This is a genomic window from Enterococcus sp. DIV1067f (genome assembly GCF_050543505.1).
Taxonomy (GTDB): domain Bacteria; phylum Bacillota; class Bacilli; order Lactobacillales; family Enterococcaceae; genus Enterococcus_D; species Enterococcus_D entomosocium.
Genome location: NZ_CP172940.1, coordinates 938,057 through 964,366, shown reverse-complemented (window position 1 = coordinate 964,366; position 26,310 = coordinate 938,057). Strand labels below are relative to the sequence as shown.

The following is a 26,310-nucleotide window of genomic DNA, read 5'->3' as shown; positions in this document are numbered from 1 at the left end:
TGAAGATGATGGAAAAAAAGGTCCTTTTTACGATTTTTGGCGGTACGGGCGACCTTGCCCAACGCAAACTATACCCTTCTTTGTTTCGGTTGTACAAAAAAGGCGATTTGAAAGAAGATTTTGCAGTCATCGGTACTGCTCGCCGTCCTTGGTCGGATGAACACTATCGTGAAGTAGTGATAGGTACGATCAAAGAATTGAGCGACTCACAAGAGCAAGCAGAGACATTCGCTTCTCATTTCTACTACCAATCACATGATGTAACAGATACGAGTCATTATGATTCATTAAAGGATTTGGCGGAAACCTTAGATCAGAAATACCATTTAGAAGGCAATCAGATTTTTTACTTAGCAATGTCCCCTAATTTCTTTGGGACGATCGTTTCTCACTTGAAATCCCAAGGAATGCTGGATACTGACGGCTACCATCGGGTGATCATCGAAAAACCATTTGGAAGCGACTACGACTCAGCAAAAGAATTGAATGAAGAGATCAATCAAGTCTTTACAGAGCAAGAAATCTACCGGATCGATCATTATTTAGGAAAAGAAATGATCCAAAACATTTCTGCGATTCGTTTTGCCAATAACATTTTTGAGTCGATGTGGAACAATCGGTACATTGACAATGTTCAGATCAATATCGCAGAAAACTTAGGTGTTGAAGAACGCGGTGGGTATTATGATAAGAGCGGTGCCTTGAAAGATATGGTCCAAAACCATATTCTGCAGATCCTTTCCTTATTAGCCATGGAACCGCCAGTGGCTTTTTCTGAAAAAGAATTACGGACGGAAAAAATCAAAGCCTTAAATGCGATCCGTATTTACTCCGAAGAAGAAGTGAAACAACACTTCGTTCGTGGTCAATACGCCAAAGGACAATTAGAAGATAAGGAATTTGCTGGCTACCGAGAAGAAGCCAATGTCGATGAAGAATCGGCAACTGAAACCTTCGTTGCTGGAAAATTCTTGATCGACAACTTCCGCTGGTCCGGCGTACCTTTCTATGTACGAACCGGGAAACGCTTGACGGAAAAAGGCACTCGCATCAACATTGTCTTTAAACAAGTCCCTGTCAATGTCTTTAAGCAAGACCTGAATGAACAAAAGCAAAACGAGAGTTTGGCACCGAATGTGCTGACAATCTACATTCAACCGACAGAAGGCTTCTCTCTTTCCTTGAATGGAAAAGAAATTGGCCAAGGGTTTGAGACATTGCCAGTGAAGCTCGATTATCGGAATAGTACTGAAATCGTCGAAAACACCCCTGAAGCCTACGAAAAATTGATTTTAGATGCTTTGAACGGGGATGGCACTAACTTTACCCATTGGGATGAAGTTGCCCAATCTTGGCGCATCGTTGATGTGATCCGTCACGCTTGGGACCAAGAAACGCCTGATTTTCCAAACTATGCCGCAGGAACGATGGGACCCCAAGCTGCCTATGATCTCTTAGCTGCCGATGGTTTTGAATGGATCTGGCGCCCCGATGAATGGTATCGTGAGCGAGATTTACTAAATGAAAAATAAGCAATTGGTCAATTGGATGAGGAAAAAACATCCAATTGGCCGTTTTTCTTTTTTACCAACTGTTTATAATAGAAAGAAATGAGAAACGAAAGGAGCAGCATAGATGAAACAAGTCTTATCGATCGCCGGTCTTGACAGTTTGGCAGGCGGCGGCATGACGGCGGATTTGAAAACATTTGAGGAATTCGGGGTGTTTGGTCATGCCTTATTGACCTGTGTTGTCGCCATTAACGATAATCTTTTGTTCCATGATCTTCCTGAGCCTGTGATCCGAGCACAATTGGATTCGCTGCGTTCGACCGTATCCCTAGATGCAATCAAAATCGGGCTGCTTCATCAAACGGCCATCATTGAATTGCTGCGGGATTTTTTACAAACATTTACCGGACCGATCGTGCTCGATCCAGTTCTTGCCTTTAAAGAAGGAGATACTGCCTTTAACCACTCCTATCAAGCAGGATTGATCTCATTGTTTCCTTACACAGCATTAGTAACACCTAATCTACTCGAAGCTCAGCACCTCTCTGGTCAAACCATTACGACGTTGGCGGAAATGAAAACCGCGGCGAAAAAAATCCATGCATTGGGTGCCCCAAATATCCTGATCAAAGGTGGCAGTCGACTAACTGGAGAAAGAGCCTACGACCTTTTATACCACTCTGGGCAATATACTGTTTTCGAAGCAGAAAAAAGTACCCGAACGACTACCAACGGTGCTGGGTGTACCCTTTCATCGGCGATTGCCGCTTTACTTGCCAAAGGCACTTCATTGGAAACAGCTGTTCAAACTGCAAAAGCATTTGTTTGGGCAGGGATCGAAGACGGTCTGCCTTTAGGAACCTCTGGCAACGTCAATCAGCTCGCCTATTTTAAAAAGGAGGAACACCTATGAAAGTAAGAAACCTAACCATGATCGCTATGCTGACGGCGCTTACCTGTGCACTTTCTTTGACCTTTATCATTCCTGTTCCACAAACGAAGGGCTTTGTGACCTTATGTGAAGCAGGGATCTATATCTCGGCCCTTTTGTTCGGACCTAGCGCCGGGGCCTTCGTCGGTGGAATGAGCGGCGGCATCATTGATTTTCTATCAGGTTACCCTGAATGGGCCTTCTTTTCCATCGTGATTCATGGTGTACAAGGCTGGATCGTAGGCAGAATGAGCCACCGGCCACTAGCAGCCGTCATTGTCGGCAGCTTGATCATGATCGCCGGCTACGCAGCAGCAACAGTTTTACTATTCGGTTTAGGCGCTGGGATCGCCTCGATTCCAAGTAATTTGATCCAAACGGTCTTTGGCAGCATCGTTGCTTTACCGCTGACGCATGCCTTGCGCCGCACGAAAAAGTTTTCTTTAAATGAAAGGTGATTCTTATGACAGATATCAATCAATTAAAAACGGATTTAACTACGATCGTTGAAGAAGTCATTACGACAGCGAACGTTGGTGAAAACGATCTTTTTGTCCTTGGCTGTTCAACAAGTGAAGTCGTGGGCGGCTTGATTGGCAAAAATTCCAGTCAAGAAGTAGGCATGATCATCGTCGAAACACTGCGAGCGATCTTGCGTCCTAAAAATATTCATTTAGCCGTTCAAGGCTGTGAACACCTCAATCGGGCTTTAGCCGTTGAGCGTGAAACGGCTCAGCTCTATCACTTAGAAGAAGTCGCTGTAGTGCCCCAGCTGCATGCAGGCGGGGCTTGCTCAGTTGCGGCTTTCCAGCTGTTCGATGAGCCTATTGAAGTGGAGCACATAGTGGCAAAAGCTGGCATCGATATTGGTGACACAGCGATCGGCATGCATGTCAAACATGTTCAAATCCCGATCCGTCCCTCTATCAAGACCCTTGGCGCTGCCCATGTCACAGCTCTGGGATCACGGCCCAAATATATCGGTGGTCCTCGTGCTCATTACGCATAATAAGCGAATCGTATAATGAGCGAAAAACCATCTTCAAAAGGAAAAAGCATGCTTCGGCGTACTTTTTTTGTGTCAACGTTCCTGCTATTGCCTCTCCTTTCCTTCCTTAAATGTGCTCTCCTTTCACTATTTTCTCCGCTCCATCTTATGGCAGCTTTTTCTACTTCAAATTCTGTTTCCTTTCTTGCGTAAAAAGAGCGACAGCTGTCGCCTTCCTTTTGTCATAAATTCGTCACAATTTCATCACAAAAAGAAAAGAAAGATACCAGTAAGCCCGTAAATTTCTTTTTTCTTTCCTTGATAGACTGAATGTAGCAAGAATCGAAAAGTGGAAGGAAGAAAAATATGAAAAAAATCGCCATTATTTTTGGAGGCAATTCATCGGAATACACCGTTTCTTTAGCCTCAGCAACTAGCGCAATCGAAGCACTCCAATCATCTCCCTATGATTACGACCTCTCTTTGATCGGGATCGCCCCAGATGCTATGGATTGGTATTTGTACACAGGAGAACTGGAAAACATCCGACAAGACACGTGGCTGTTGGATACGAAACATAAACAGAAAATCCAGCCGCTTTTTGAAGGAAACGGCTTTTGGCTAAGTGAAGAGCAACAAACGTTGGTACCTGATGTTTTATTTCCCATTATGCATGGCAAATACGGGGAAGATGGCAGTATCCAAGGATTGTTTGAATTGATGAAACTACCTTATGTAGGCTGCGGTGTGGCGGCCTCCGCATTATGTATGAACAAATGGTTATTGCATCAAGCAGCAGAAGCGATTGGCGTACAAAGCGCTCCTACGATTCTCTTGACAAATCAAGACAACCAGCAAAGACAAATCGAAGCCTTTATCCAGACCCATGACTTTCCGGTTTTCTTTAAGCCTAATGAAGCTGGCTCCTCAAAAGGGATCACAAAAGTGACTTGTGTCGAAGAAATTGCTCCTGCCTTGAAGGAAGCCTTCGCTTATTGTTCAGCAGTGCTCTTACAAAAAAATATAGCTGGCGTTGAGATTGGTTGCGGTATCTTAGGCAACGACTCTTTGACTGTCGGTGCTTGTGACGCTATTTCATTAGTAGAAGGCTTTTTCGATTTTGAAGAAAAGTACCAGTTGATTAGCGCCAAGATCACCGTTCCTGCACCATTGGCTGAAACGATTGAAACCAAAGTCAAAGAACAAGCTCAGCTGCTCTATCACAGTCTTGGTCTTAAAGGACTTGCTCGCATCGACTTTTTTGTCACGGATCAAGGAGAACTATACTTGAATGAAATCAATACTATGCCGGGCTTTACGAGTCACTCCCGCTATCCTGCCATGATGGCAGCAATCGGCTTATCCTATCAAGAACTACTACAAAAACTGCTTGTCTTAGCAAAGGAGGAAGGCAAATGAATCCCTATCTACAGTTAGTTAGCAAAGAGTTTCCATTAGAAAAAAACCAAGAGCCGCCCCACCTCGTCCTTTCTGCTTTTAGTGAAGAAGAAGTTTACTTGCAGCCTGAAGCAGCCAAACAATGGGAACGCCTCGTCAAAGCCTTAAAACTTGAAAACGAGATCTGCTTATTAGACGGCTATCGAACCGAAAAGCAGCAACGGCATTTATGGGAATATTCCTTAAAAGAAAATGGATTAGCCTATACGAAACAATTTGTGGCGTTGCCCGGCTGCAGCGAGCATCAGTTAGGCTTAGCGATCGATGTTGGTTTAAAAGGCCAGCAAGGTGATTTGATCTGCCCACGGTTTCGTGACAGCGCAGCGGCGGATTTATTTACACAGGAAATGATGAACTACGGATTTATTTTACGCTATCCCGCAGACAAACAGGAGATTACAGGGATTGGCTATGAACCATGGCATTTTCGTTATGTCGGTCTACCTCATAGTCAAATCATCGCCAGTCAACAGTGGACATTGGAAGAATACTATCAATATCTTGAACAAACCGCGAGGCAGTTCGCATGAAGAAGAATCAAGAAATCGAGCAGTTTCGGGTGATTTTAGCGATGATGGTGGTCGCAATCCACTGTCTGCCCCTTCATCGATTGTGGCCCGATGGTGATATCCTGATCACATTGACTCTTTTCAGAATCGCCGTCCCCTTCTTTTTTATGATCAGCGGGTATTATGTGTTCAGTGATTTAGCCACCCAAAACAGCTATCCTGCCAGACAACGTATCTGGTTATTTATCAAAAAACAGCTGCAAGTCTATCTCATTGCCACACTGCTCTTTTTGCCGCTTGCTTGGTACAGCGGCATACTAGGATTGAACATGCCACTAGACACTTTTATTCAAACTTTGCTAGTCAACGGCATTCTTTACCATCTTTGGTATTTTCCTGCGATCATTACCGGCGGTCTACTAGTGATGGGCCTCTTGACACGTCTTTCTTTCAAGCAGGTGTTTTTCATTGCTGTCGGTTTGTATGTGGTTGGTTTAGGTGGGGACAGTTGGTCTGGACTGGCTGCACAAACACCCATCACGCCACTCTATTCACTGATTTTCCAACTATTGGATGGAACTCGCAACGGCATTTTTTTTGCTCCCTTATTTTTGATCTTAGGGGTACTAGCCAGAAGATTTGCCAAAAAACCTGCTTCTCCCCATCGCTATAGTTATCTGATGATTAGTCTTATTTGCTTGCTTCTGGAAAGTTATCTCTTGCATCACTTTACTACACCTAAACATGACAGCATGTATGTCTTTTTGCCCTTCGTTCTCTTGTTTTTATTTCCGATCATTCAGCAATGGCAAGCACCCGTGATCTGGAAACAAGCGGGTCGTCTGTCCCTTTGGCTCTATTTGCTCCATCCTTATACCATTGCAGTAACCCATTTTCTTAGTCAGAAACTGCCCTTGCTTCAAAACAATCTAATCAATTACTTCGTGGTCTTAGGATTGACCATCGGGTTGATTTATGGTCTCTTTGCTTTGCAAAAGCTGTTCCCGTTTCCAAAAAAAACGCCGCTCCACTTGCAGCGGGCAGCCAAAGAATTTTCCGCCCCCGCCCTGTTGCACAACTTGCAGGAAATCAAGCGATTGATCCCCGCAAAAACAAAAGTGATGGCGGTGGTTAAAGCAGATGCCTATGGTTGCGATGCACAATTGGTCGCTCGTACCTTAGAAAGAGTAGGCGTCGATTTTTTTGCTGTTGCCACCATAGAAGAAGCCATCGAATTAAGGCGAGCTGGCATTAAAAGTCGCTTACTGATTTTAGGGTACACTTCTGCCCAACGTGCCAAAGAGCTGAACCGATATTCCTTAATTCAAACTATCGTCAGTGAAGCGCATGGACAAGCGTTAGCCCGAACAGGCATTCCAATCGAATGCCATTTAGCGGTAGATACTGGTATGCACCGCTTAGGCGTTGCACCTGATGTTGAGACAGTTACTGGACTTTACGCCTTGCCATCTCTCAAGATCACGGGCATTTTTTCCCATCTAGGCTCTTCAGATCAGCTGGATACGGCAAGTATCTTGCGGACACAAGCCCAAATCACTTGTTTTGATGATCTGTTGGCTGGCTTATCCGCTAGAAATATCGCCTATGGACTGACACATCTGCAAAGCAGTTACGGCATTTTGAATTATCCAGAGAAACACTATGATTATGTGCGCCCGGGTATTCTTTTAACTGGTTCCCTGAGTGTCCCGAATGAACCAACAAAACAGAAGATAAACGTACAGCCGATTCTGACCCTAAAAGCCTTACTAGTGGACAAAAAAACAGTCGCCGCTGGTGAAGCGATCGGCTATGGACTAGCCACTGTTTTTGATCGACCTACCACGATTGGGATCGTTAGTATCGGCTACTGTGACGGAGTCCCCCGTGCCCTATCAAATCAAGGATTCCAATTGTCTTATCAAGGGGTTTTACTCCCGCAGGTTGGGTTGATTTGTATGGATATGCTCTTGATCGATTTAACGGACTATCCAGAACTGGCGGTCGAAAGTTGGTTAGAAGTAATCAGCGATTGGACGAATACAGCTGATCAAGCACAAACCATTCCCAATGAATTGATCAGTCGACTAGGTTCCCGCGTCCCTTCAATGTCAAAGTAGAAAACGAATGCATTCGCTTACCGATTACGGTATGATGTGGGTAGAGTAAATGGTAGTTTAAATGAAAAAAGATCGTAGATAGTTGGAGTGAATCAAGGATGGCAGAAAAAATAATTGTTGTTGATGATGAAAAAGAAATCGCCGAGTTAGTCACGACGTTTCTAAGGAATGAAGGCTTTCAAGTAGAACCTTTTTATGATGGAACGAGTGCTTTGGCTTATCTCGAAAAAGAAACAGTCGATGTGGCAGTTTTAGATGTGATGCTGCCGGATATCGACGGCTTTCAGCTGTTACAGACCATTCGCAAAACCCACTTTTTTCCAGTACTGATGCTCACTGCCAAAGGAGAAGATCTGGATAAAATTACCGGTCTAAGTCTAGGTGCAGATGATTATGTGACGAAACCCTTCAATCCATTAGAAGTTGTTGCTCGGGTCAAAACGCAACTACGGCGATACCAACGATACAATCAGTCAGCTGTTCCGCAGAAGATTGAAGAATACGAAAAGGAAGGCTTACTGTTGAAAATCAACAGCCACCAATGTTTTCTTTATGGCAAAGAGGTTTTCTTGACCCCCATCGAATTTAAAATCTTGCTTTACTTATTTGAACACCAAGGATCGGTCGTTGCCTCGGAAACCCTTTTTGAAGCAGTTTGGAAAGAAAAGTATTTAGACAACAATAACACAGTGATGGCACATATCGCCCGTTTGCGGGAAAAACTGAACGAACAACCCCGCAAACCGAAATTAATCAAAACCGTATGGGGGGTCGGCTATATCATTGAAAAATAGAAGTCCATTGATCCGGAAACTTTTGACTCAATACTTTATCACCACAGGTGTTTTAATGCTCCTTTTGATTCTGATCCCTTTAACTGTTCGCTTTGTAGCAGGATTGAGGGTTTGGTACGGCTATGAGCCCATTTATCAAATATTACGGCTTTTTGCTGATTATTGGCTCGTCTGTCTAGCGATCGGTGCCTTGCTGATTTGGGTGAGCACAACGATTTATTATATGAGTAAAGCTATCAGTTATTTGAATGAAACGATCCAAGCCACAAACCAACTGATTGCCGAACCCACGAAGCGAATCGTTCTTTCCAGCAATATGATTGATGTGCAAGAAGAAATGAACCAGTTGCGAGAGAAAAACTTACAGGATCAACGAGCCGCCAAAGAAGCGGAACAACGAAAAAATGATTTGATCGTCTATCTCGCACATGATTTACGAACGCCTTTGACCAGTGTGATCGGCTATTTGACGCTTTTAGAAGAGGAACCGCAGCTTTCTACCGAACTACGCGCACGCTATACGAAGATCGCCTTGCAAAAAGCCCAACGGCTGGAACTATTGATCAGCGAATTTTTCGAAATCACCCGCTTTAATCTTACAACGATCGCCTTGCAAACGGAAACCACGGATCTGAGCTTGATGCTGGAACAGTTGACGTTTGAATTTTTGCCGCTGTTAGAAGAAAAAAACCTCCATTGGCAACTTCAGCTACAGAAGAAAGTCTTTGCAACCGTTGATACGGAGAAAATGGAACGCGTTTTTGATAACTTGATCCGCAATGCCATCAATTATAGCTATCCTAACTCCCCTTTGCGATTAGCCATCAGCGAGTCTGATGATATCCTGATTCGTTTGACCAATCAAGGAAAAACGATCCCAGCTGAAAAGATCGATTTGATTTTTGAGCCTTTCTACCGAATGGATGCTTCCCGAGCAACAGCGACGGGTGGGACGGGTCTTGGTTTGCCGATCGCCAAAGAAATCGTTGAAGCATTAGGTGGAAAGATCTGGGCGGAAAGCCGTGATGAAACCATCGTCTTTTCGATTCGCCTACCGAAGGCAGCAATGGAAAAAAATGAACAGCGGTCAAAGCCCCATCCATCTGAACCAACCGCTTAACAGGCAAACAACCTGAGCATTTCGCTGCTCCCCTTCTAATTCAGAAGGAGGAATAGCTGCTCAGGTTGTTTTTTATTGATTGCTTATTGATACACCAAAGATCGTAATGCTTGATCGACTTTTTCTGCCGCTAAGCGTCCTTCACGAATCGCCCAGATGACTAAACTCGGTCCTCTTTTGGCATCTCCTGCGACTAACACTCGTTCATTGTTCGTCGTGTAATCATCGTACACTTCTCGCACACCAAAGGCATCGAAGAGTTGGGTCTCTGCACCAACAAAGCCCATTGCCAGCAAGACCAAATCCGCCTTGATCACTTGCTCTGTGCCAGGGATCGGCTGAAACTGTTGATCTACTGAGACCGTTTCGATGGCGATCAACTGGCCGCGTTCGGCGCCGATAAAGGCCGTTGTGGACACTCCATGATACGTCACTTGTGTTTGTAGCACTTCAGCCGCTTCTTCTTGCCCATATCCTGTGCGAGCTGTCATTGGGTATTCTGGCCAAGGATTGCTGTTGGTCCGTGTCAATGGCAGTTGGGGCGTGATCTCCAATTGACGCACAGAAGCGGCTCCTTGCCGAATCGCTGAACCAATACAGTCATTTCCAGTGTCGCCGCCACCAATCACGATAACATGCTTGCCAGCAAGTTTTTTACTTGTTGCCGCTTTGCCATGCTTTAACACATCTTTGGTTGCTTCCGTCAGATAATCGACTGCAAATTGCACCCCAGTCAATTCACGACCTGGAATCTTCAAGTCACGAGGAACACTAGCTCCTGTTGCCAAGATGACCCGATCATACTGAGCGGCCAATTCTTCTGCTGACAAGTCACGACCGATCTCCGTATTAGCGACAAAGGTCACGCCTAGCTCTGCCATCAAGTCAATCCGTCGCTGAACGACGTCTTTATCTAATTTCATATTTGGAATACCGTACATCAGTAAACCGCCAAAGCGATCACTGCGTTCATAGACCGTCACTTGATGCCCTAGTTGATTCAAGCGCCATGCAGCGGATAAACCAGCTGGTCCGCTGCCGACGATGGCAACTTTGAACCCAGTCGCTTCTTGAGGCAATCCCGAGGCTTTGACCCAATCATTTTCAAAAGCAGTATCGATAATAAAGCGTTCATTGTCGTGGATCGTGACACCTGAGCCATTCAGTGCTTCGGTACAGCCTTTTTCACAAGGAGCTGGACAAACACGACCAGTCATTTCAGGTAATGGGTTGGTTTTGGCAAGACGCTCAAAAGCGGCTTGGAAACGCCCTTGATAAACCAAGTCATTCCATTCAGGAATCAGGTTGTCATTGGGACAACCTGAAACCGCTCGTTGCCCCCCGTAAAAAGAACCGGTATGACAAAAAGGAATCCCGCAGTTCATACAGCGTGCTGCTTGCTCTTGACGCTCATTTTCAGGCAATGGCGTCTGTAATTCTTGCCAGTCTTCGATTCGTTCTGCCACTGGTCGGGTAGGATTTTCTACTCTTGGGTACTTTAAAAAACCAAATGGATCTGCCATATTAGTCACGCTCCTTTCCTGGGATGGTCAATTGTGGACCGACGACAGCTTCGAAGGCTTTCGTCACAAGTTCATCTCCGACAAACCCTTGGTCCGCCAAGGTCTCCGTCGCTTGGATCATCTGATGGTATTCTGTCGGATAGACTTTGATGAAATGGTGCTGCTGATTTTCCCAATCTTCTAGGATCTCAGCCGCCTTCAATGAATCTGTATAGGCGAAATGCTGCTGGATCATCTCTTTTAGTTGGTGGTCATCGCCGCTTTCGCCAATCCGATATAAATCGACCATTTCCCGATTGCATTTATCGGCAAAGGTTTGATCGGGGTCGTAAACATACGCCACGCCACCGGACATTCCAGCACCGAAGTTGCGGCCGGTTTTTCCTAATATCACCACAACACCGCCAGTCATGTACTCACAGCCATGATCGCCAACACCTTCGACAACGACATTGGCTCCACTGTTACGAACACAAAAGCGTTCGCCAGCAATGCCTCGGAAATAGCCTTCGCCTCGATTTGCCCCGAAGCACGCTACATTACCAACAATTGGTGAATGCTCTGCGTCATAAGCGGCATCTTCAGGTGGCACAATGATCAAGCGGGCACCGCTCAACCCTTTGGCTACATAATCGTTGGCCTCACCGATCAGTTTCAACTGGATGCCCTGGGTGGCAAAAGCCCCAAAGCTTTGTCCAGCAATACCTCGATACGTAAACTGTAACAGACCTGGCGTAACTTCATAATTGCCAAAACGTTCCGCGATCCAGCCTCCTAAACGCGCGCCGACTGAGCGTTGAACATTATTGATCGTATGATTCGTCACGATTTCTTGATTGTTGTCGATAGCAGCTTGTGCAAAAGCATCTAATTCTGGCCATTGACGTTTCTCAAGGAATGGATCGGTCACTTTGCGTTCGATTGGGATCGTCGTCCCAATCATTTTCGAAAAGTCTAATGACTTTGCTTTGCCTTTAGCAACGAAGCGTGGTGTCAACAATTCCGCGTGTCCTACCATCTCATCAATCGTGCGAAACCCTAGCTCGGCCATCGTTTCCCGTAAATCTTCTGCTAAAAAGTACATCGTATTGATGATGTGCTCAGGTTTCCCTGCGAAAAATTTGCGCAACGCTGGGTTCTGTGTAGCAATGCCGACAGGACATGTATTGATACTGCAAACTCGCATCATGACACAACCAATCGCAACTAGCGCTAAAGAGGCAAAGCTATATTCTTCTGCTCCTAAAAGAGCAGCAATGGCGATGTCACGCCCCGTCATTAATTTTCCATCTGTCTCTAAGGTCATTCGCTGCCGCAAATGATTCATAGCTAACGTTTGATGGGCTTCTGCAAGCCCCATCTCCCAAGGCAAGCCAGCATCCCGAATCGAATTTCTCGGAGAAGCACCGGTCCCACCGTCATAGCCTGAGATCACGACTACGTCTGCACCGGCTTTGACGACACCGGTAGCGATCGTACCCACACCTGTACTAGAAACCAATTTGACATTGATGCGGGCATACGGGTTGATTGCCTTTAAGTCATAGATCAGCTGGGCTAGATCTTCAATCGAATAAATGTCGTGATGTGGTGGCGGCGAAATCAGTCGGACACCAGGTGTTGAGCCACGAATCTCCGCTACCCATGGGAAGACTTTGTTGCCTGGCAATTGACCACCTTCACCAGGTTTTGCCCCTTGGGCCATTTTGATTTGGAGTTCGTCCGCACTCATTAAATATTCGGCATTGACACCAAAACGGCCAGAAGCTACTTGTTTGATACGACTGTTATAGTTAATGCCCTTCACTGGTTTGAAACGATTCCGATTTTCTCCACCTTCTCCACTGTTGGATTTTGCACCGATCGCATTCATCCCTTCAGCAATACAGCGATGCGCCTCTTCACTTAGAGAGCCGTAAGACATCGCGCCGACTTTAAACCGTTTGACGATCGTTTCAACAGGTTCCACCTCAGCTAAAGGAATACTGCGTCTCGTGTTCCCAAAAGTCCACATAGAACGGAGGGTCGTTGGATTCTCTAACGCGTCTTGGTTCATCTCCGCCGCATATTCTTTATAAAGCGCATAGCTGCCTGTACGAACAGCTTTTTGAAACCCATAGATCGTTTTTGGATTGAACAGATGATGTTCCCCGTCGGCTTTGTATTGGAAACTACCGCCCGAATCAAGATAATCCACGCGTTTCTCGCCATACGCCGCTTCATAACGCATTAAGTATTCTTGCTCGATTTGCGCTAATGAAAGTCCACCGATACGAGTAACCGTGCCGGTAAAGTATTCGGAGATGACTTTCTCAGAGATACCAACAGCTTCAAACAATTGCGCCCCATGGTAACCGGCGATCGTTGAAATCCCCATTCGTGACATGATTTTGACAATGCCCTTTTCACATGCTTTACGGTAACTTTCGATCTTCTCTGAAAGCTCAAAATGCGCCAATGTCTGGTAAGCCCCATAAGGGTGGACCCCACTTACTCCGTAGCCGACTAACATGGCATAATGATGGACCTCACAGACTTCCGCAGTATCCGCAACGATTGATGCCAAGGAACGTTTGCCTTTTCGCACCAAGTAATTGTGCAGACCTGATACCGCCAAGAGAATCGGAATCGCCACTTTTCCTTCTTGCGCTTGGATGACTTCCCGATCACTTAAAATGACGATCGTTGCCCCAGAATCGATTTTTTGCTCCGTCTCTTTAAAAAGCGCTTCTAACGCTTGTTGCAAAGCTGCCCCGTTTTCTGGTACATAATCATAAAGAATCGACTGTAAAGCCGCTTTTTGACCATTTTGATCTAACTGTTTGATTTTTTCATATTCACTCGTTTTTAACACCGGACTAGCAATCTTCAGCTTATTACAATTGATTCGAATGTCCTTTGAAACATCCCCATCTCGACCTAAAAACAGCTCGGTACCGATCACCAATTTTTCGCGAATCGCATCGATTGGCGGATTGGTCACTTGGGCGAATTGTTGCTTGAAGTACGTAAACAAGGATTGGGGACGTTCGCTCAAAATAGCTAAGGGTGAATCAAACCCCATGGAGATCACTGGTTCTTCTCCCGTTTGAGCCATTGGTAAAATCAACGTGCGAATGATCTCATCCGTGTAACCATTTCGTTTCCAAAGGGTCTGGATCGCATCATCTGCTGTTTCCTCCTGCTTCTCAGTCTCAGGAAGCAGCTCTGGTATCAATAAGTGATCCGCTAGCCACTCCTGGTAAGGATGGGCATTCGCATAATGAGCTTTGATTTCTTGATTGCGTAAGATCACTCCTTTTTTGGTATCCACCAAAAACATATTTGCTGGTCCAAGCACCCCTTTTTCAATCACTTCCGATGCTGGCAAATCGACAACACCTGACTCAGAGGCCACGACCACAAAACCAGTTTTCGTGATCGAGTAGCGAGATGGCCGTAACCCATTTCGATCGAGTGCAGCCCCTACCAAATCCCCATCTGTAAAACATAAAGCTGCCGGTCCATCCCAAGGAGCCATAAAGCTTGCGTTGTACTCATTAAAAGCCGTCAGCTCCGGCGACAATCCAGCTTCTTTTGACCACGCTTCTGGCACCATCATCAACAGTGCTTGAGGAATATCTCGCCCTTGACGGTACAAATATTCCATACAATTTTCTAGTTTCGCCGAATCAGAATTTTCATCATCATAGACTTCGATCTGATGTCCATGCATCCAATTTTCTGCCCCGCGTAACGTGTTGATTTCGCCATTATGGGCTAAGAAACGAAAAGGTTGCGCCCGACTCCAGCTTGGAAAGGTATTTGTCGAAAAACGAGAATGGGTCAATGCGATACAAGAGGTCATTTCTGGGCTTTGAAGATCTTTGAAAAATAAGCCAACTTGATAGGCATGCAGCATTCCTTTATAAACAACTGTCTTACTGGACAAGCTGCAGATAGACAACTCATCAGTATGATACGTTTTTTCCAGTTTACGTCGTAGCCGGTAAAGCTGATCTTCAAAGGGACGGCCAGCAGCTACATCGACAGGTTTTTCAATAAAGACTTGCACAAATGAGGGCATGACTTTTTGCGCCCCCGGTCCACACTGATAATAATCATAAGGCACATCCCGTTGCCATAAAACGGTAAAACCCATTTGTTGAATGTCTTTAGTTACTTCTTCTTGGACCTGTGCTGCTCGGAGCTTTTCTTTCGGTAAAAAAAACATCCCAACAGCATAGGCACCTTTTTCAGGCAATGGGATTTCGGCCTCTTTTGCTCGCTGTTGAAAAAATGGGTCAGGCATTGCCATCAAAATTCCAGCTCCGTCACCTGTGTCAGGTTCAGCGCCAGTTCCCCCTCGGTGGTTCATCCGTTCTAACATTGTTAAGGCATTTTGCACAAGTTCTCGGGAATAGCGACCATCTTTTTGTGCAATAAACCCCATCCCACAAGCATCTTTTTCAAAAGCGGCATCGTACATCGTTTGGTTCGTTTTCCTCATCATCTCTAAATCACTCATGGAATCACACTTTCTTTCAATATTCTGAATATTCCGATTTTTAACAGTTTACAACCTGTTTTTCTATCTGGCAAGTTTTTTTTACTTGATCCGAGCTCGTTGGTTTCTTCTGTTGACAGTGAAATACTCCATCTCGAACAAACAATTGCCTACAGACCTTAAGGAAGAAACTTCGTCTAGTAAGGTTTTTTTATTATACAATAAACTGTCGAAAAATTATTGCAAACAAATGAGAATCGTTATCAATTGCCACCTATTTTCTCATATTCATGTCAGAAACGTGCGTTTTTCTCCCATTCTCAAGGAATAAGAATGAGCAAGCGCAAAAAAGATGACCCGCAATGGGTCATCTTTTTTCGTTCTATTATTTTTCAAAGCCTTCTGCAACTGCTTCGGGATAGTTTTCTTTGACGATGGTTGCACAATGCCCACAAAGTGTTGGCAGTTGCTCTTCTACACCAACATCTACCCGGATTTGGCGACAACGTTCACATACTTCCCCTTCGGCTTTTTCAACTAAGATCGCCACATCCTCAAATTGATATGCCGCTTCAGGAGCTGCTTCACCGACTTCTTTGATCGTTAAGAAGTCTGGTGAAATGATCAGCAGTTGTGCAATATCTGAATCGATAGCTTTTAGCAATGCCGCAACTGGCTCAGTTGGATAAACAGTGACTTTCGCTTCAAAGGACTTTCCGATCAATTTTGCATTACGCGCTTCTTCTAATGCTTTTAAGACATTGTCACGGAAACCAAGGAAGGCCCGCCAAAGATCGAGCAGTTCTTCTTGGTTAGCAAATGTATCATAGCCAGGGAACTCCGCTAACTGTACGTATTCCTCTTCTTCTTTCAAGTGTGACCAGATTTCTTCTGCGGTATGCGGAATGATCGGTGTCAATAATTTCGTCAATGCAACCGCTGTTTGATAGAAGACGGTTTGCATGGCGCGACGTTGGAAATCATTTTCAGCTTCGATATAAACGACATCTTTCGCAAAATCCAAATAGAAGGACGACATATCGACTGTCAAGAAGTTGATGACTGTCCGGTAAATATGCAAGAAGTTATATTTTTCATAGCCATCTTCCCGAATCGTTTTGATGGTTTGATTCAAACGAACCATCATGTATTTATCGACAGAACGCAAGTTTTCAAAAGGTACGCTGTCTTTTGCTGGATCAAAATCACTCGTGTTCGCTAATAAGAAACGCATGGTATTGCGAATCTTCCGATAGACTTCTGACACTTGATTCAAGATATCCATAGACACTCGGACATCCGCTTCGTAGTCAACACTGCTGACCCAAAGACGCAAAATATCCGCACCCATTTGATTGATCACTTTTTCTGGTGCAATGGTATTACCAAGAGATTTACTCATCTTGCGACCTTCGCCATCTAAGGTGAAGCCTTGAGACAAGACGGCTTTATATGGTGCGACTTCATTGATCGCAACACTAGTCGTGATACTTGAGTTGAACCACCCACGATATTGGTCAGAACCTTCCAAGTACATGTCAGCTGGGAACGTCAATTCTGGACGTTGACGTAACACGGCTTCGTGAGAAGAACCTGAATCAAACCAAACATCCATGATGTCAGTCTCTTTCGAGAATTTGCCATTTGGTGAGCCCGGATGCGTGAAGCCAGCTGGCAGTAATTCTTCTGCTTCTTTTTCAAACCAAATCGTTGAACCATGTTCAGCAAACAAGTTTGCCACATGCTCGATCGTTTCAGGCGTAATGATGGCTTCGCCGTTTTCTGCATAAAAGATTGGCAACGGAACGCCCCACGCACGTTGACGAGAGATCACCCAGTCGCCGCGGTCGCGAATCATATTGTATAAACGAGTTTTGCCCCATGGAATGATCCAATCTACTTTTTCGATTTCATCCAAAATATTTTGGCGGAACTTATCAATAGACGCAAACCATTGTGGTGTTGCCCGATAGATGACTGGTTTTTTCGTCCGCCAATCATGTGGATAGCTGTGAGTAAAGAAGTTTAGTTTTAGTAGGGCTCCTTTTTCTTCTAAAAGCTCAGTGATCATTGGATTGGCTTTGTCATAAAAGACCCCTTCAAATCCTGGTGCTTCTTCTGTGAAGACCCCACGGCTATCGACTGGTGATAAGACATCTAGACCATATTTTTTGCTGACGATGTAGTCATCTTCCCCGTGTCCTGGTGCAGTGTGGACCAAACCAGTACCGGCATCCAATGTCACATGGTCCCCTAACATCAATAGAGACGTACGATCATAAAAAGGATGTTGTGCCGTCATTTTTTCCAATTGATCGCCAGCCAATTCTTGTAATACTTCGACAGATTCCCAACCGATCTCATTCGTCACGGTTTCTAATAAATCTTTTGCCACGACGAATTTGCGGCCATCGGCCAAGATTTGAACATAGGCAAAGGTTGGATTCACAGAGATTCCTAGATTCGCTGGTAAGGTCCATGGCGTCGTCGTCCAGATAACAAAAGATGTATCTGAATCAAGCAAATCTTTGCCATCTGCTACTGGGAAAGCCACATAGATCGATGGTGATTTCACATCTTTGTATTCGATCTCAGCTTCTGCTAATGATGATTCACTAGATGGTGACCAGTAAATTGGTTTCAATCCTTTGTAGATGTAGCCTTTTTCTGCCATTTTTCCGAACACGCGGATTTCTGCTGCTTCATAATCTGGTGTCAATGTGATATATGGATGATCCCAGTCACCAGAAACGCCTAAACGTTTGAAATCAGCTCTTTGTGTATCCACTTGTGTCAAAGCATATTCTTCACATTTTTTGCGATATTCTGCCAAGCTCATTTCTTTGCGCTTGATCCCTTTATTGGTCAGTACTTGTTCGATCGGTAAACCATGAGTATCCCAACCAGGTACATAAGGGGAACGGAAACCTGACATCGATTTGGAACGTACGATGATGTCTTTACTGATTTTGTTTAATGAATGTCCGATATGGATATTTCCATTTGCGTAGGGAGGGCCATCGTGTAAGACAAAGGTTGGCTTGCCTTCATTTAATTCTTGACGACGTTGATACAATTGATTTTCTTCCCATTCTTTTTGCCAATCCACTTCGCGGTTCGGCAAGTTGCCTCGCATTGGAAAAGCGGTTTTTCCAAGATGCAGTGTTTCTTTCATTTTCATTCTTGTTTCGCTCCTTTTCGTCTCTCAACGTTTTGGTATAGTTTCAAAATCCATCGACTCGATCAACCGATTGCTTCTATTGACGTATCAAAATGGATAGGTTGCCATGACTTCCTTGTGTTTAGGTCTCACTGATTTTTAAAAATCAATCCTAGTGATTCCTCGTTTGGTTACTACGATCCCGGCAGTCGCCTAGTACTGTTCATCATCTGCTCTGTTCCGCTTTGCGGACCAATCCTAGTGATTCCTAGTACGGTTACTACGCTCCCTATGGTCGCCTAGTACTGTTCATCATCTATTCTGTCTTCCTTCGCAAGCCAATCATAGTGATTCCTAGTACGGTTACTACGCTCCCTGCGGTCGCCTAGTACTGTTCATCATCTGCTCTGTTCCGCTTTGCGGACCAATCGCAGTGATTCACAGCAAAAAACACGTCCGTCCCTGGTAAGGGACGAACGTGTTCGTGGTACCACCCAAATTTTATTGTCGGTTGACAATTCTTTGATGATCGGTAACGGGATCAGGCGTCGTTCTCTACTCGAGTCTTTGAAAAGTCAGCTCTTTCAAGAACGCAACTCACAGATGATCTGATTTCTTACAGGGTTTTATTTGGCTTCCACTCTCCCAAACTCGCTTGAAAAATATAAGAAATTTTTCTGTTCTGTGTCTTAGTTATTATCTGTCTTGTTCAATTCGTCTAATAAGTTTCTCGCATCATCTAATGTTTTCACTTCAGGGCTTTCACTTACATCAACGATTTTTTCATCTGATTCAACAATGTCCACATCAAATGTTTCCACTGCTTCTGAGTTTACTCCAGAACCATTTTCACTGTCAAGTTCTTTTGACAAAACTTCTCTGATCACTTGGTGGGAATCTTGTACATAGCTTGAAAATGGCGCCAAAATTTCTTCCCACTCAGGACTCTTCACTTGTTCTAATTGCGTTTGCAACATAACTAATAAGTTGTTATGGAAGACTCTGGTTTTCTTCTTCAAGTCATTTGTTTCTGTCGCCAATTGACGGGCATTGTCGGTTGCATCCGTCAAAATCTCTTTGGCTTTTTCTTCCGCTGAGGTCATCAAGGCATGCGCATGTTTTTCTGCAGTAGCAACCATTTCATCCGCACGGTTTTGAGCAGAAGTAACGATTACTTCTGATTCTTTGCTTGCGCTTGTTTTTACTTTATCCGCCGTATCTTGAGCCACGATAATGGATTGATTCAAGGCATCTTTCAATTCATTGAAATATTCAAGTTTTTCTTCTGCGTGTTTCAACGATTTTTCTAACTCACGATTGCGTTGAACGGCTTCTTCATAATCACGAACGATCATATCCAAGAAGTCATCGACTTCATCTTGGTTGTAGCCTCTCATTTTTACTGAAAAGTTTTTATTTTGAATGTCTAATGGAGTTAATGCCATATTCTATACACCTCTTTGATTTATTTACGTAATACACCTAATAACAATCTAACTTTTTCTTTTTTCGTGGTTCCTTCTAACCCCTGTATTTGAATCCGACCAAATCCTCTTACTGAAACGATATCCAGTAAATCCAGAACAAAATCTGGTCGTAATGCTTCTGTCCAGTTTACTTTTACTTTTCCTGATTCGATCAACTGTTTCGAACGCTGACGAGAGATGTTGTACACGGCAGAGATCACTGTATCAAGACGCAATGAGCTAACCGTTTCTCTTTCCTCGGTCCAACCATCTTTAGGCACGATCAAATCGGTATATTTTGTTTCTTCCAATCGAACGGATACGTTACCGATTTTATCCACTTGGAGTTGAATAAAATGACTGACTTCAGTGGCAACGAATACTTGCCATATTTCACCATCGGAAAGAATGTCTCCAAAGTATTCCCTCTTGACTCCAGTCCCCATTAATGTGCCTAAAACTTTTCCATGACTCAACACCGTAAATTTTTTCGGGTATTGAATCGTAAATAAAGTCATGTCAAACTCATCGGTGGTGGGCTCATAGTAATCGGGATAAATCAAACAACGTCGTCTCTCAGCAGCTTCATATCCACCAAAAAAGCGGAAACTTAAATCCGTTGATTGACGAATCAAGCTTTCTAAGATATACGCTTGTCTCGGATCTAAAAAATCAGTCAAGTAAGGCGCATACTGCATTTGCACTTGTTCGATCCATCCTTGAGCGGAATCAATAAAAGGGCGTTCATCGTTTCGAAAATGTTGATAGACATTTGCGTTCACCGATAACCACCCCTTACGTTAAAATAAAATTGATTGTAGGATCAATATCAATGCTTGTGATGCTAGCTGTAAGACAATAATTGCAAATGCAATCGTAAAATCGATACCAGCAAAACTTAATTTCAATCGATCAAATAAACTCAAATACGGTTCACACACTTTTGCTAAGAAACGGCCAAAAGCGGACTGATACCCTCCTGGAAACCAAGACAAAAGTGCATAGATCACTAATAAAATGGTATACAGATAAACAGCATCACTCAGTAATTTAACGAATCTCAAGAATAAAATTGGCGTTCCTCCTCACTTTAGATATCAAAAAAATTGGTATCTGCTAATGTTTGGGCAGTGCCTTCAATTTCCATACCCTTAGGCGTGCAAAGAAAAATTTCATCGCCAACACGCTTGATATCACCATCTTCAGCGTACACTGTTCCTGTTAAAAAATCAACTATTCGACGAGCTTGGTACTCTTCAATTAAATGAAAATTAACAAGTACAGCATCTCCATTGATGACTTGCTTCGCAATCCCCATAGCTTCTGAATAAACGCGTGGTTCTACGATCGTTATTTTTCCAGCCATTTGTGGAGAAGTTTCTTTAGCTTTTGTGTCTTTGACTCTCGTATTAGTTCTTTGTTGCGCCATTGGAACGACTTTTTCTTCCGTCTTAGGCACCGATCTTACTCGTTCAGCCGCCGCTGAGGATTGTTGATAGGCAGCAGTTTGAGGCTGCTGTCTGTATTGATAGGCTTGATTTTGTGGTTGACTTGTTGTATAAGAAGCCGCTTGGCTAGAAGCACGCGTACTCGCTGTTGTTCTAGGGGCGGTAAAAGCTCCTCCTTGGTTCACAGCTGGTTTCGCTGCCGTGCGTGCCGATTCTTCAGTGGCAAATGTTTCTTCATAATAATCTTCTTCGTCAGTCAATCCAAAAAAATTGGTCAGTTTCTCTTTGAGCGACATCGGTCAACCTCCTTTTTTATTGAAATAATGCTGTTCCTACACGAATAAATGTTGCGCCTTCTTGAATCGCAATGGGAAAGTCATTACTCATTCCCATACTCGTTTCTAAGCAAGGGGCATGTGTAAGATGCAGGTCAGCGATCTGTTGTTGAATCCTTTTTAATTCTTTGAAAATCTGATGCTGCTCGTCTTTGGAAGCAGTGAGCGGGGCCATCGTCATCAATCCAACAACACGAATTTTGTCGAACGAAGCGAGTGCTTCAATAAAAGCCACCACCTCTTCTACGAAAATCCCTTGTTTCGTTGCTTCCTGCGAAACATTCACTTCCACAAAGCAGTTGATCGGATGCTCTGCTCGTTTTTGAATTTCTTGTGCCAGTTTGATTGAATCCAACGCATGGAAAAAATCAATCTCATTTATAACTGATTTTACCTTTCTGCGCTGTAAATTACCAATAAAATGCCAACGGACATCTGGGTAATCAGTTAATGCTGCCTTTTTTTCAAGTAGCTTTTCTACTCGATTTTCTGCACAATCACGCACACCATTTTCTAGAAGTTCTCTTGTCGTTTCTGTATCGACGGATTTTGTCACAGCTGTCAAACAGACCTCACTGGCATTTCTAGAAACAAGAGCACAGGAGTCCTGTATCTCTTGCTGGATCTTGTGCAAGTTCTCAGAAATCATGTGCTCTGCCCCCTAGCGTTTACGACGGAAAAATGGTGGTGTGCTTAATTCGTCGTCATCATTCGAGCGTACTTCATCACGGCTGAAGGTGTCGAATTCTTTCTTTTCTACATTTTCAAATGTGTTTTCTTCTACTTTAGGTCGTACATTTTGTTCTTTACGGATATCCCAATCACCAAAACCATTGCTTTCTTCTGCTTGTGCAGGACGCGCTTGGTCCATATCTAAGGTTGGTTTTTGTGGGATAGAATGAATTTGGCTTTGACTTTGTCTGCTAGAGCGAGACCCACGTTCTTTTTTAGAAGGGTCAATGCCAGTTGCAATGACAGTCACACGGATTTCATCGCCTAAGTCTTCATTGATTGATGTACCTAAAATAATATTTACATCACCTGTTGCCGCATGAGCGACGATATCAGAAGCATCTTGTGCTTCAAATAAAGTCATGTCCAATCCGCCAGTGATGTTCAATAGCACTTGTTCAGCACCATCGATCGATGTTTCTAGCAATGGTGAAGAGATTGCTTTTTTCGTTGCTTCGATCACGCGTTCTTCGCCGCTAGCAACACCGATTCCCATCAAAGCGGTGCCTTGATTTTCCATCACTGTTTTCACATCAGCGAAGTCTAAGTTGACATAGCCAGGTGCAGTGATCAAGTCTGAGATCCCTTGAACCCCTTGACGCAAGACATTGTCTGCTTCACGGAATGCTTCAAGCATTGGCGTTTTCTTATCAACAACTTCTAACAAACGGTTGTTTGAGATGATCAATAAGGTATCGACATTCTCTTTTAATTTAGCGATTCCTTCAGCAGCAAAACGGCCGCGTTTTGGTCCTTCAAATGTAAACGGACGAGTAACGACGCCGACTGTCAATGCGCCGATTTCTTTGGCAATTTTAGCTACGATCGGTGCAGCACCGGTCCCGGTTCCGCCACCCATACCAGCGGTAATGAAAATCATATCCGCGCCTTCTAATGATTCACGAATAGAATCTTCACTTTCTTCTGCTGCTTTTTGACCAACTTCTGGTTGTGAACCAGCACCAAGACCACGGGTATATTTAGGGCCTAATTGAATGACTGTTTCTGCTTTTGAATTTTTTAATGCTTGAACGTCAGTGTTGGCTGCAATAAATTCTACGCCTTTGACATTTTCTTCGATCATACGATTTACTGCGTTGCCGCCACCACCGCCGACTCCGATGACTTTGATCACAGCGCCGTCATTGATGTTATTATCAATTGAAAATTCCATAGTTTATCTTCCTCCTGAGAATCGTTTTAGATTATTCAAAGATATTTGAGAAGAAATCTTTTACTCGGTTTGTGATCGACTCACCTTTTTTCTCTTCTTCTGTTTCTTCATAAGTTTCTTCTGGAGCTTCATATTGTTCGTAATGCACTTCTTGTTGTTGAATGGCAACGGGCTGTTGCGCGACTGTTTTTTCACCAGTGATCGCACTTTTGGCAAGCTGATAGACTTCGCTTAAGTTTGCTGAATAGTCAACGATACTGATTACATTGGTGAATACAGGATTTCTAAGTCCCATATGATTAGGAACGTAAAGCTTAACGTTTGTTTCGAATACTTCTTGAGCCAAATCTACGACACCCGGCAGGCTTGCAGCACCACCAGTCAAAATCACGCCACCTGGCAAATCAAGTCCATCAATTTCATCTAAGACTTCTTTTGATTTGGTAAAAATCTGTTCCATACGTGCTTCGATGATTTCTGACAAATAGCGTTCATCGATCTTCACAGGTTCTGATTTCCCAATCACATCCACTGGAAATTCTTCACTAGCGGATGTCCGTTCAGGATACGCATCCCCATAATTGATTTTTAATGCTTCTGCATTGTTGAAGGAGGTATTTAAAACTGTCGAAATGTCTTTTGTGACAAATTCGCCACCCTCTTGGTTCACATGGGTAAATTTCAATTGCTTGTCGTGCATCGCTGATGTCGTCGTTTGGCCGCCGCCGATGTCGATAACGATCGTACCAAAATCTTTTTCACCATCAGATAAAATCGATTCTGTCAGTGCTAATGGCGTAATGACTACTTCATTAACGATCAGACCAGATTTTTCCACACATTTACGAATGTTGTGAATGATGGTTTTTGGACCTGTATAAACCACACCAAACATCTCTAGGCGAACACCGATCATGCCACGAGGATCTTTGATCCCTTCAAAACCATCCACTGTAAATTCTTGCGGTAAGATAGCAATGATCTGTCTTTCAGGAGGGGTTGAACGTACAAGTGCTGCGGAAGCAACATTGCGGACGTCTTCGTCGGTGATCTCTTTTGATTCACTGTTGACAGCGATCATCCCTTGACAATTTTCCACTTCAAGAAGATTGGCTGGTACACCAACACTTACACTGCGAATTTGAATTCCTGCTTTTTCTTCTGCTTGTCTTACTGCTCTTTGAATGGCTTGTACCGTTTTATCGATATCTACAATGATGCCACGGTTGATTCCTTCTGATTTTGCATTTCCTACACCAATGATATTCATTTGGCTGTCAACGTATTCGGCTACTACAACTTTTACAGATGTCGTACCGATATCAAGGCCAACATACATTCCCGTTTTTGCCATGGATGGGGTTCCCTCCTACTTAAATTGGATATATAGCGAACCATCACAGTCCGTTTTTAGAGTTCATTCGAATAATTTGTTCACTGTTACCAATTCTACCATATAATGGCGCTTTTTAGAAACAAGTTAATGAAAAAAACTCTTGAATTTTTCCTAAGAATCACTATCAGCTGTTTGATTTTCGTCTGCATCGTCTTCTTGTGTATTTGAAATTGGGTAAGTAAAGATCCCAACTTCCATATCCACAATACTGTCCTCGGTCAAATCTTTGGCAATTTGCGGATAATACTGCATTTGACTCACCATATTTGAGATATTGACAATCACTTGATTGCCATCATTCATAAAGAGAGTTAACAGTTCATCATTGCTGTCACGGGGGGTGTATTTGATTTGAGAAATGCCATCTCGAATTTCTGAACTTAATTCTTGATAGGCATTGAGTGTCGCCTTGATTTTGTCTTCAGCCGAAAAATTTTCTAAAACCGGCAATCCTTCCTCTGGCTGCTCACTGATATCATCCAAAACAGCGCCATTTTCCAAAACTGGTGCATAGCCGCCATCTTTGGCTAATAAAGCCACTTCCTGGAATTCAGTGACAGTGATATCAAAACGATTAATACCAGATAAAGAAATAGAAGCATTTTTTATGCGCGGCAATTCTTTTTTGATTGCTGCTACACTCTGATTCCGTTCAAAAAATTGCGGCCACATCTCTTCATTGACGGCTAGGTCAGAATTTTTGAGAATCGCTTCTGCGGATACTTCTTGATTGCCTTTGACCACCACATTAGCCAAACGACTAAGCGGCGAAACAAAATACAAAACAATCAGCAAAGGAATCATCAGTAAACCGATAATCAGCGCTAAACGGCGAATCAATACTTGATTGCGGTACGCCTTTAGATTAGGTAGCCGGTCAGCAAAGGAGCGAGCCTTTTTTTCTGGCTCAGGCAGCTCTTCTTTCCCAGCGTCGGTTTCTTCTATCGCTTGTTCTGCTTCAAAAAGTGCTTCTTCTGCCAACTCCTCTTCATCTTCATGCGCTTCTTTCATGTCTTCTGTTTCTTCAGAAGCGGGTGAAGACCAAGCTGGCTGATTGCCTTTTTCTTGCAAATATTTTAGATTTTCTTTTTGCCAAGGGGTCAACTCTTCCGTTGACGAGGGGGTTTGATCATCATGAGGTGTTTTGTCTTTACTAATG

Annotated in this window: 20 protein-coding genes; 9 read left to right on the top strand and 11 right to left on the bottom strand. The window is 43.8% G+C overall.

The genetic code is table 11. The annotated features are described in order from the left end of the window. Positions 1-5: 5 nt before the first annotated feature. From zwf to vanS, 9 genes are all read left to right on the top strand, one after another. Positions 6-1,532, top strand: a complete 1,527-nt coding sequence (gene zwf, locus IGJ42_RS04470; RefSeq protein ID WP_008377369.1) for a glucose-6-phosphate dehydrogenase — start codon at positions 6-8, stop codon at positions 1,530-1,532. A 103-nt stretch (positions 1,533-1,635) separates the two neighbouring features. Then, on the top strand, positions 1,636-2,424 hold the full coding sequence (gene thiD / locus IGJ42_RS04465) for a bifunctional hydroxymethylpyrimidine kinase/phosphomethylpyrimidine kinase (protein WP_086299203.1): 789 nt from the start codon (positions 1,636-1,638) through the stop codon (positions 2,422-2,424). Next, positions 2,421-2,900 (top strand): ECF transporter S component, encoded by a 480-nt coding sequence (locus IGJ42_RS04460; protein WP_086332124.1) that lies wholly within the window; start codon positions 2,421-2,423, stop codon positions 2,898-2,900. The genes thiD and IGJ42_RS04460 overlap by 4 nt, the downstream gene beginning before the upstream one ends. 5 nt (positions 2,901-2,905) lie before the next feature. Next, positions 2,906-3,451 carry a TIGR01440 family protein gene (locus tag IGJ42_RS04455; RefSeq protein WP_176256979.1) on the top strand — a complete coding sequence of 182 codons (546 nt, stop codon included), beginning with the start codon at positions 2,906-2,908 and terminating at the stop codon, positions 3,449-3,451. A 345-nt stretch (positions 3,452-3,796) separates the two neighbouring features. Continuing rightward, the gene (gene vanC, locus IGJ42_RS04450; RefSeq protein WP_086332122.1) at positions 3,797-4,849 is read left to right on the top strand and encodes a D-alanine--D-serine ligase VanC; all 1,053 of its coding nucleotides are present in this window, start codon (positions 3,797-3,799) and stop codon (positions 4,847-4,849) included. Further along, complete coding sequence (gene vanXY / locus IGJ42_RS04445; RefSeq protein WP_086332121.1) at positions 4,846-5,418, top strand: D,D-carboxypeptidase/D,D-dipeptidase VanXY; 573 nt, start codon at positions 4,846-4,848, stop codon at positions 5,416-5,418. The genes vanC and vanXY overlap by 4 nt, the downstream gene beginning before the upstream one ends. After that, a complete protein-coding gene (gene vanT, locus IGJ42_RS04440) occupies positions 5,415-7,517 on the top strand; it encodes a membrane-bound serine racemase VanT (protein WP_086332120.1) in 2,103 nt (700 codons plus the stop codon). The genes vanXY and vanT overlap by 4 nt, the downstream gene beginning before the upstream one ends. 98 nt (positions 7,518-7,615) lie before the next feature. Further along, on the top strand, positions 7,616-8,311 hold the full coding sequence (vanR-C, locus tag IGJ42_RS04435; protein ID WP_034872470.1) for a vancomycin resistance response regulator transcription factor VanR-C: 696 nt from the start codon (positions 7,616-7,618) through the stop codon (positions 8,309-8,311). Beyond that, entirely contained in the window at positions 8,301-9,431 is a 1,131-nt protein-coding gene (vanS, locus tag IGJ42_RS04430; protein ID WP_422705364.1) for a vancomycin resistance histidine kinase VanS, read from the top strand. Before vanR-C ends, vanS begins: the two co-directional genes overlap by 11 nt. Before the next feature lie 83 nt (positions 9,432-9,514). Here vanS and IGJ42_RS04425 read toward each other — a convergent pair whose 3' ends face one another. The 11 genes from IGJ42_RS04425 to IGJ42_RS04375 form a co-directional block, all read right to left on the bottom strand. Next, on the bottom strand, positions 9,515-10,954 hold the full coding sequence (locus tag IGJ42_RS04425; RefSeq protein WP_086332119.1) for a glutamate synthase subunit beta: 1,440 nt from the start codon (positions 10,952-10,954) through the stop codon (positions 9,515-9,517). A 1-nt stretch (position 10,955) separates the two neighbouring features. Beyond that, entirely contained in the window at positions 10,956-15,461 is a 4,506-nt protein-coding gene (gene gltB, locus IGJ42_RS04420; RefSeq protein ID WP_086332118.1) for a glutamate synthase large subunit, read from the bottom strand. Between the two features lie 364 nt (positions 15,462-15,825). After that, entirely contained in the window at positions 15,826-18,621 is a 2,796-nt protein-coding gene (gene ileS, locus IGJ42_RS04415; RefSeq protein WP_086332117.1) for an isoleucine--tRNA ligase, read from the bottom strand. Between the two features lie 668 nt (positions 18,622-19,289). Beyond that, a complete protein-coding gene (locus tag IGJ42_RS04410) occupies positions 19,290-20,045 on the bottom strand; it encodes a DivIVA domain-containing protein (protein WP_005237274.1) in 756 nt (251 codons plus the stop codon). Between the two features lie 20 nt (positions 20,046-20,065). Continuing rightward, the gene (locus tag IGJ42_RS04405) at positions 20,066-20,848 is read right to left on the bottom strand and encodes an RNA-binding protein (protein WP_016613826.1); all 783 of its coding nucleotides are present in this window, start codon (positions 20,846-20,848) and stop codon (positions 20,066-20,068) included. An 18-nt stretch (positions 20,849-20,866) separates the two neighbouring features. Then, positions 20,867-21,130, bottom strand: coding sequence for a YggT family protein (locus IGJ42_RS04400; protein WP_005228822.1), 264 nt, complete (start codon positions 21,128-21,130; stop codon positions 20,867-20,869). A gap of 26 nt (positions 21,131-21,156) precedes the next feature. Further along, complete coding sequence (locus IGJ42_RS04395; protein WP_016613825.1) at positions 21,157-21,810, bottom strand: cell division protein SepF; 654 nt, start codon at positions 21,808-21,810, stop codon at positions 21,157-21,159. 16 nt (positions 21,811-21,826) lie between these two features. Next, positions 21,827-22,498, bottom strand: coding sequence for a YggS family pyridoxal phosphate-dependent enzyme (locus tag IGJ42_RS04390; protein WP_008377340.1), 672 nt, complete (start codon positions 22,496-22,498; stop codon positions 21,827-21,829). 12 nt (positions 22,499-22,510) lie between these two features. Continuing rightward, positions 22,511-23,755 carry a cell division protein FtsZ gene (ftsZ, locus tag IGJ42_RS04385; RefSeq protein WP_005237278.1) on the bottom strand — a complete coding sequence of 415 codons (1,245 nt, stop codon included), beginning with the start codon at positions 23,753-23,755 and terminating at the stop codon, positions 22,511-22,513. Between the two features lie 31 nt (positions 23,756-23,786). Continuing rightward, positions 23,787-25,109 carry a cell division protein FtsA gene (gene ftsA, locus IGJ42_RS04380; protein WP_005237279.1) on the bottom strand — a complete coding sequence of 441 codons (1,323 nt, stop codon included), beginning with the start codon at positions 25,107-25,109 and terminating at the stop codon, positions 23,787-23,789. A 153-nt stretch (positions 25,110-25,262) separates the two neighbouring features. Continuing rightward, the gene (locus IGJ42_RS04375) at positions 25,263-26,255 is read right to left on the bottom strand and encodes a cell division protein FtsQ/DivIB (RefSeq protein WP_086332116.1); all 993 of its coding nucleotides are present in this window, start codon (positions 26,253-26,255) and stop codon (positions 25,263-25,265) included. Positions 26,256-26,310 lie beyond the last annotated feature (55 nt).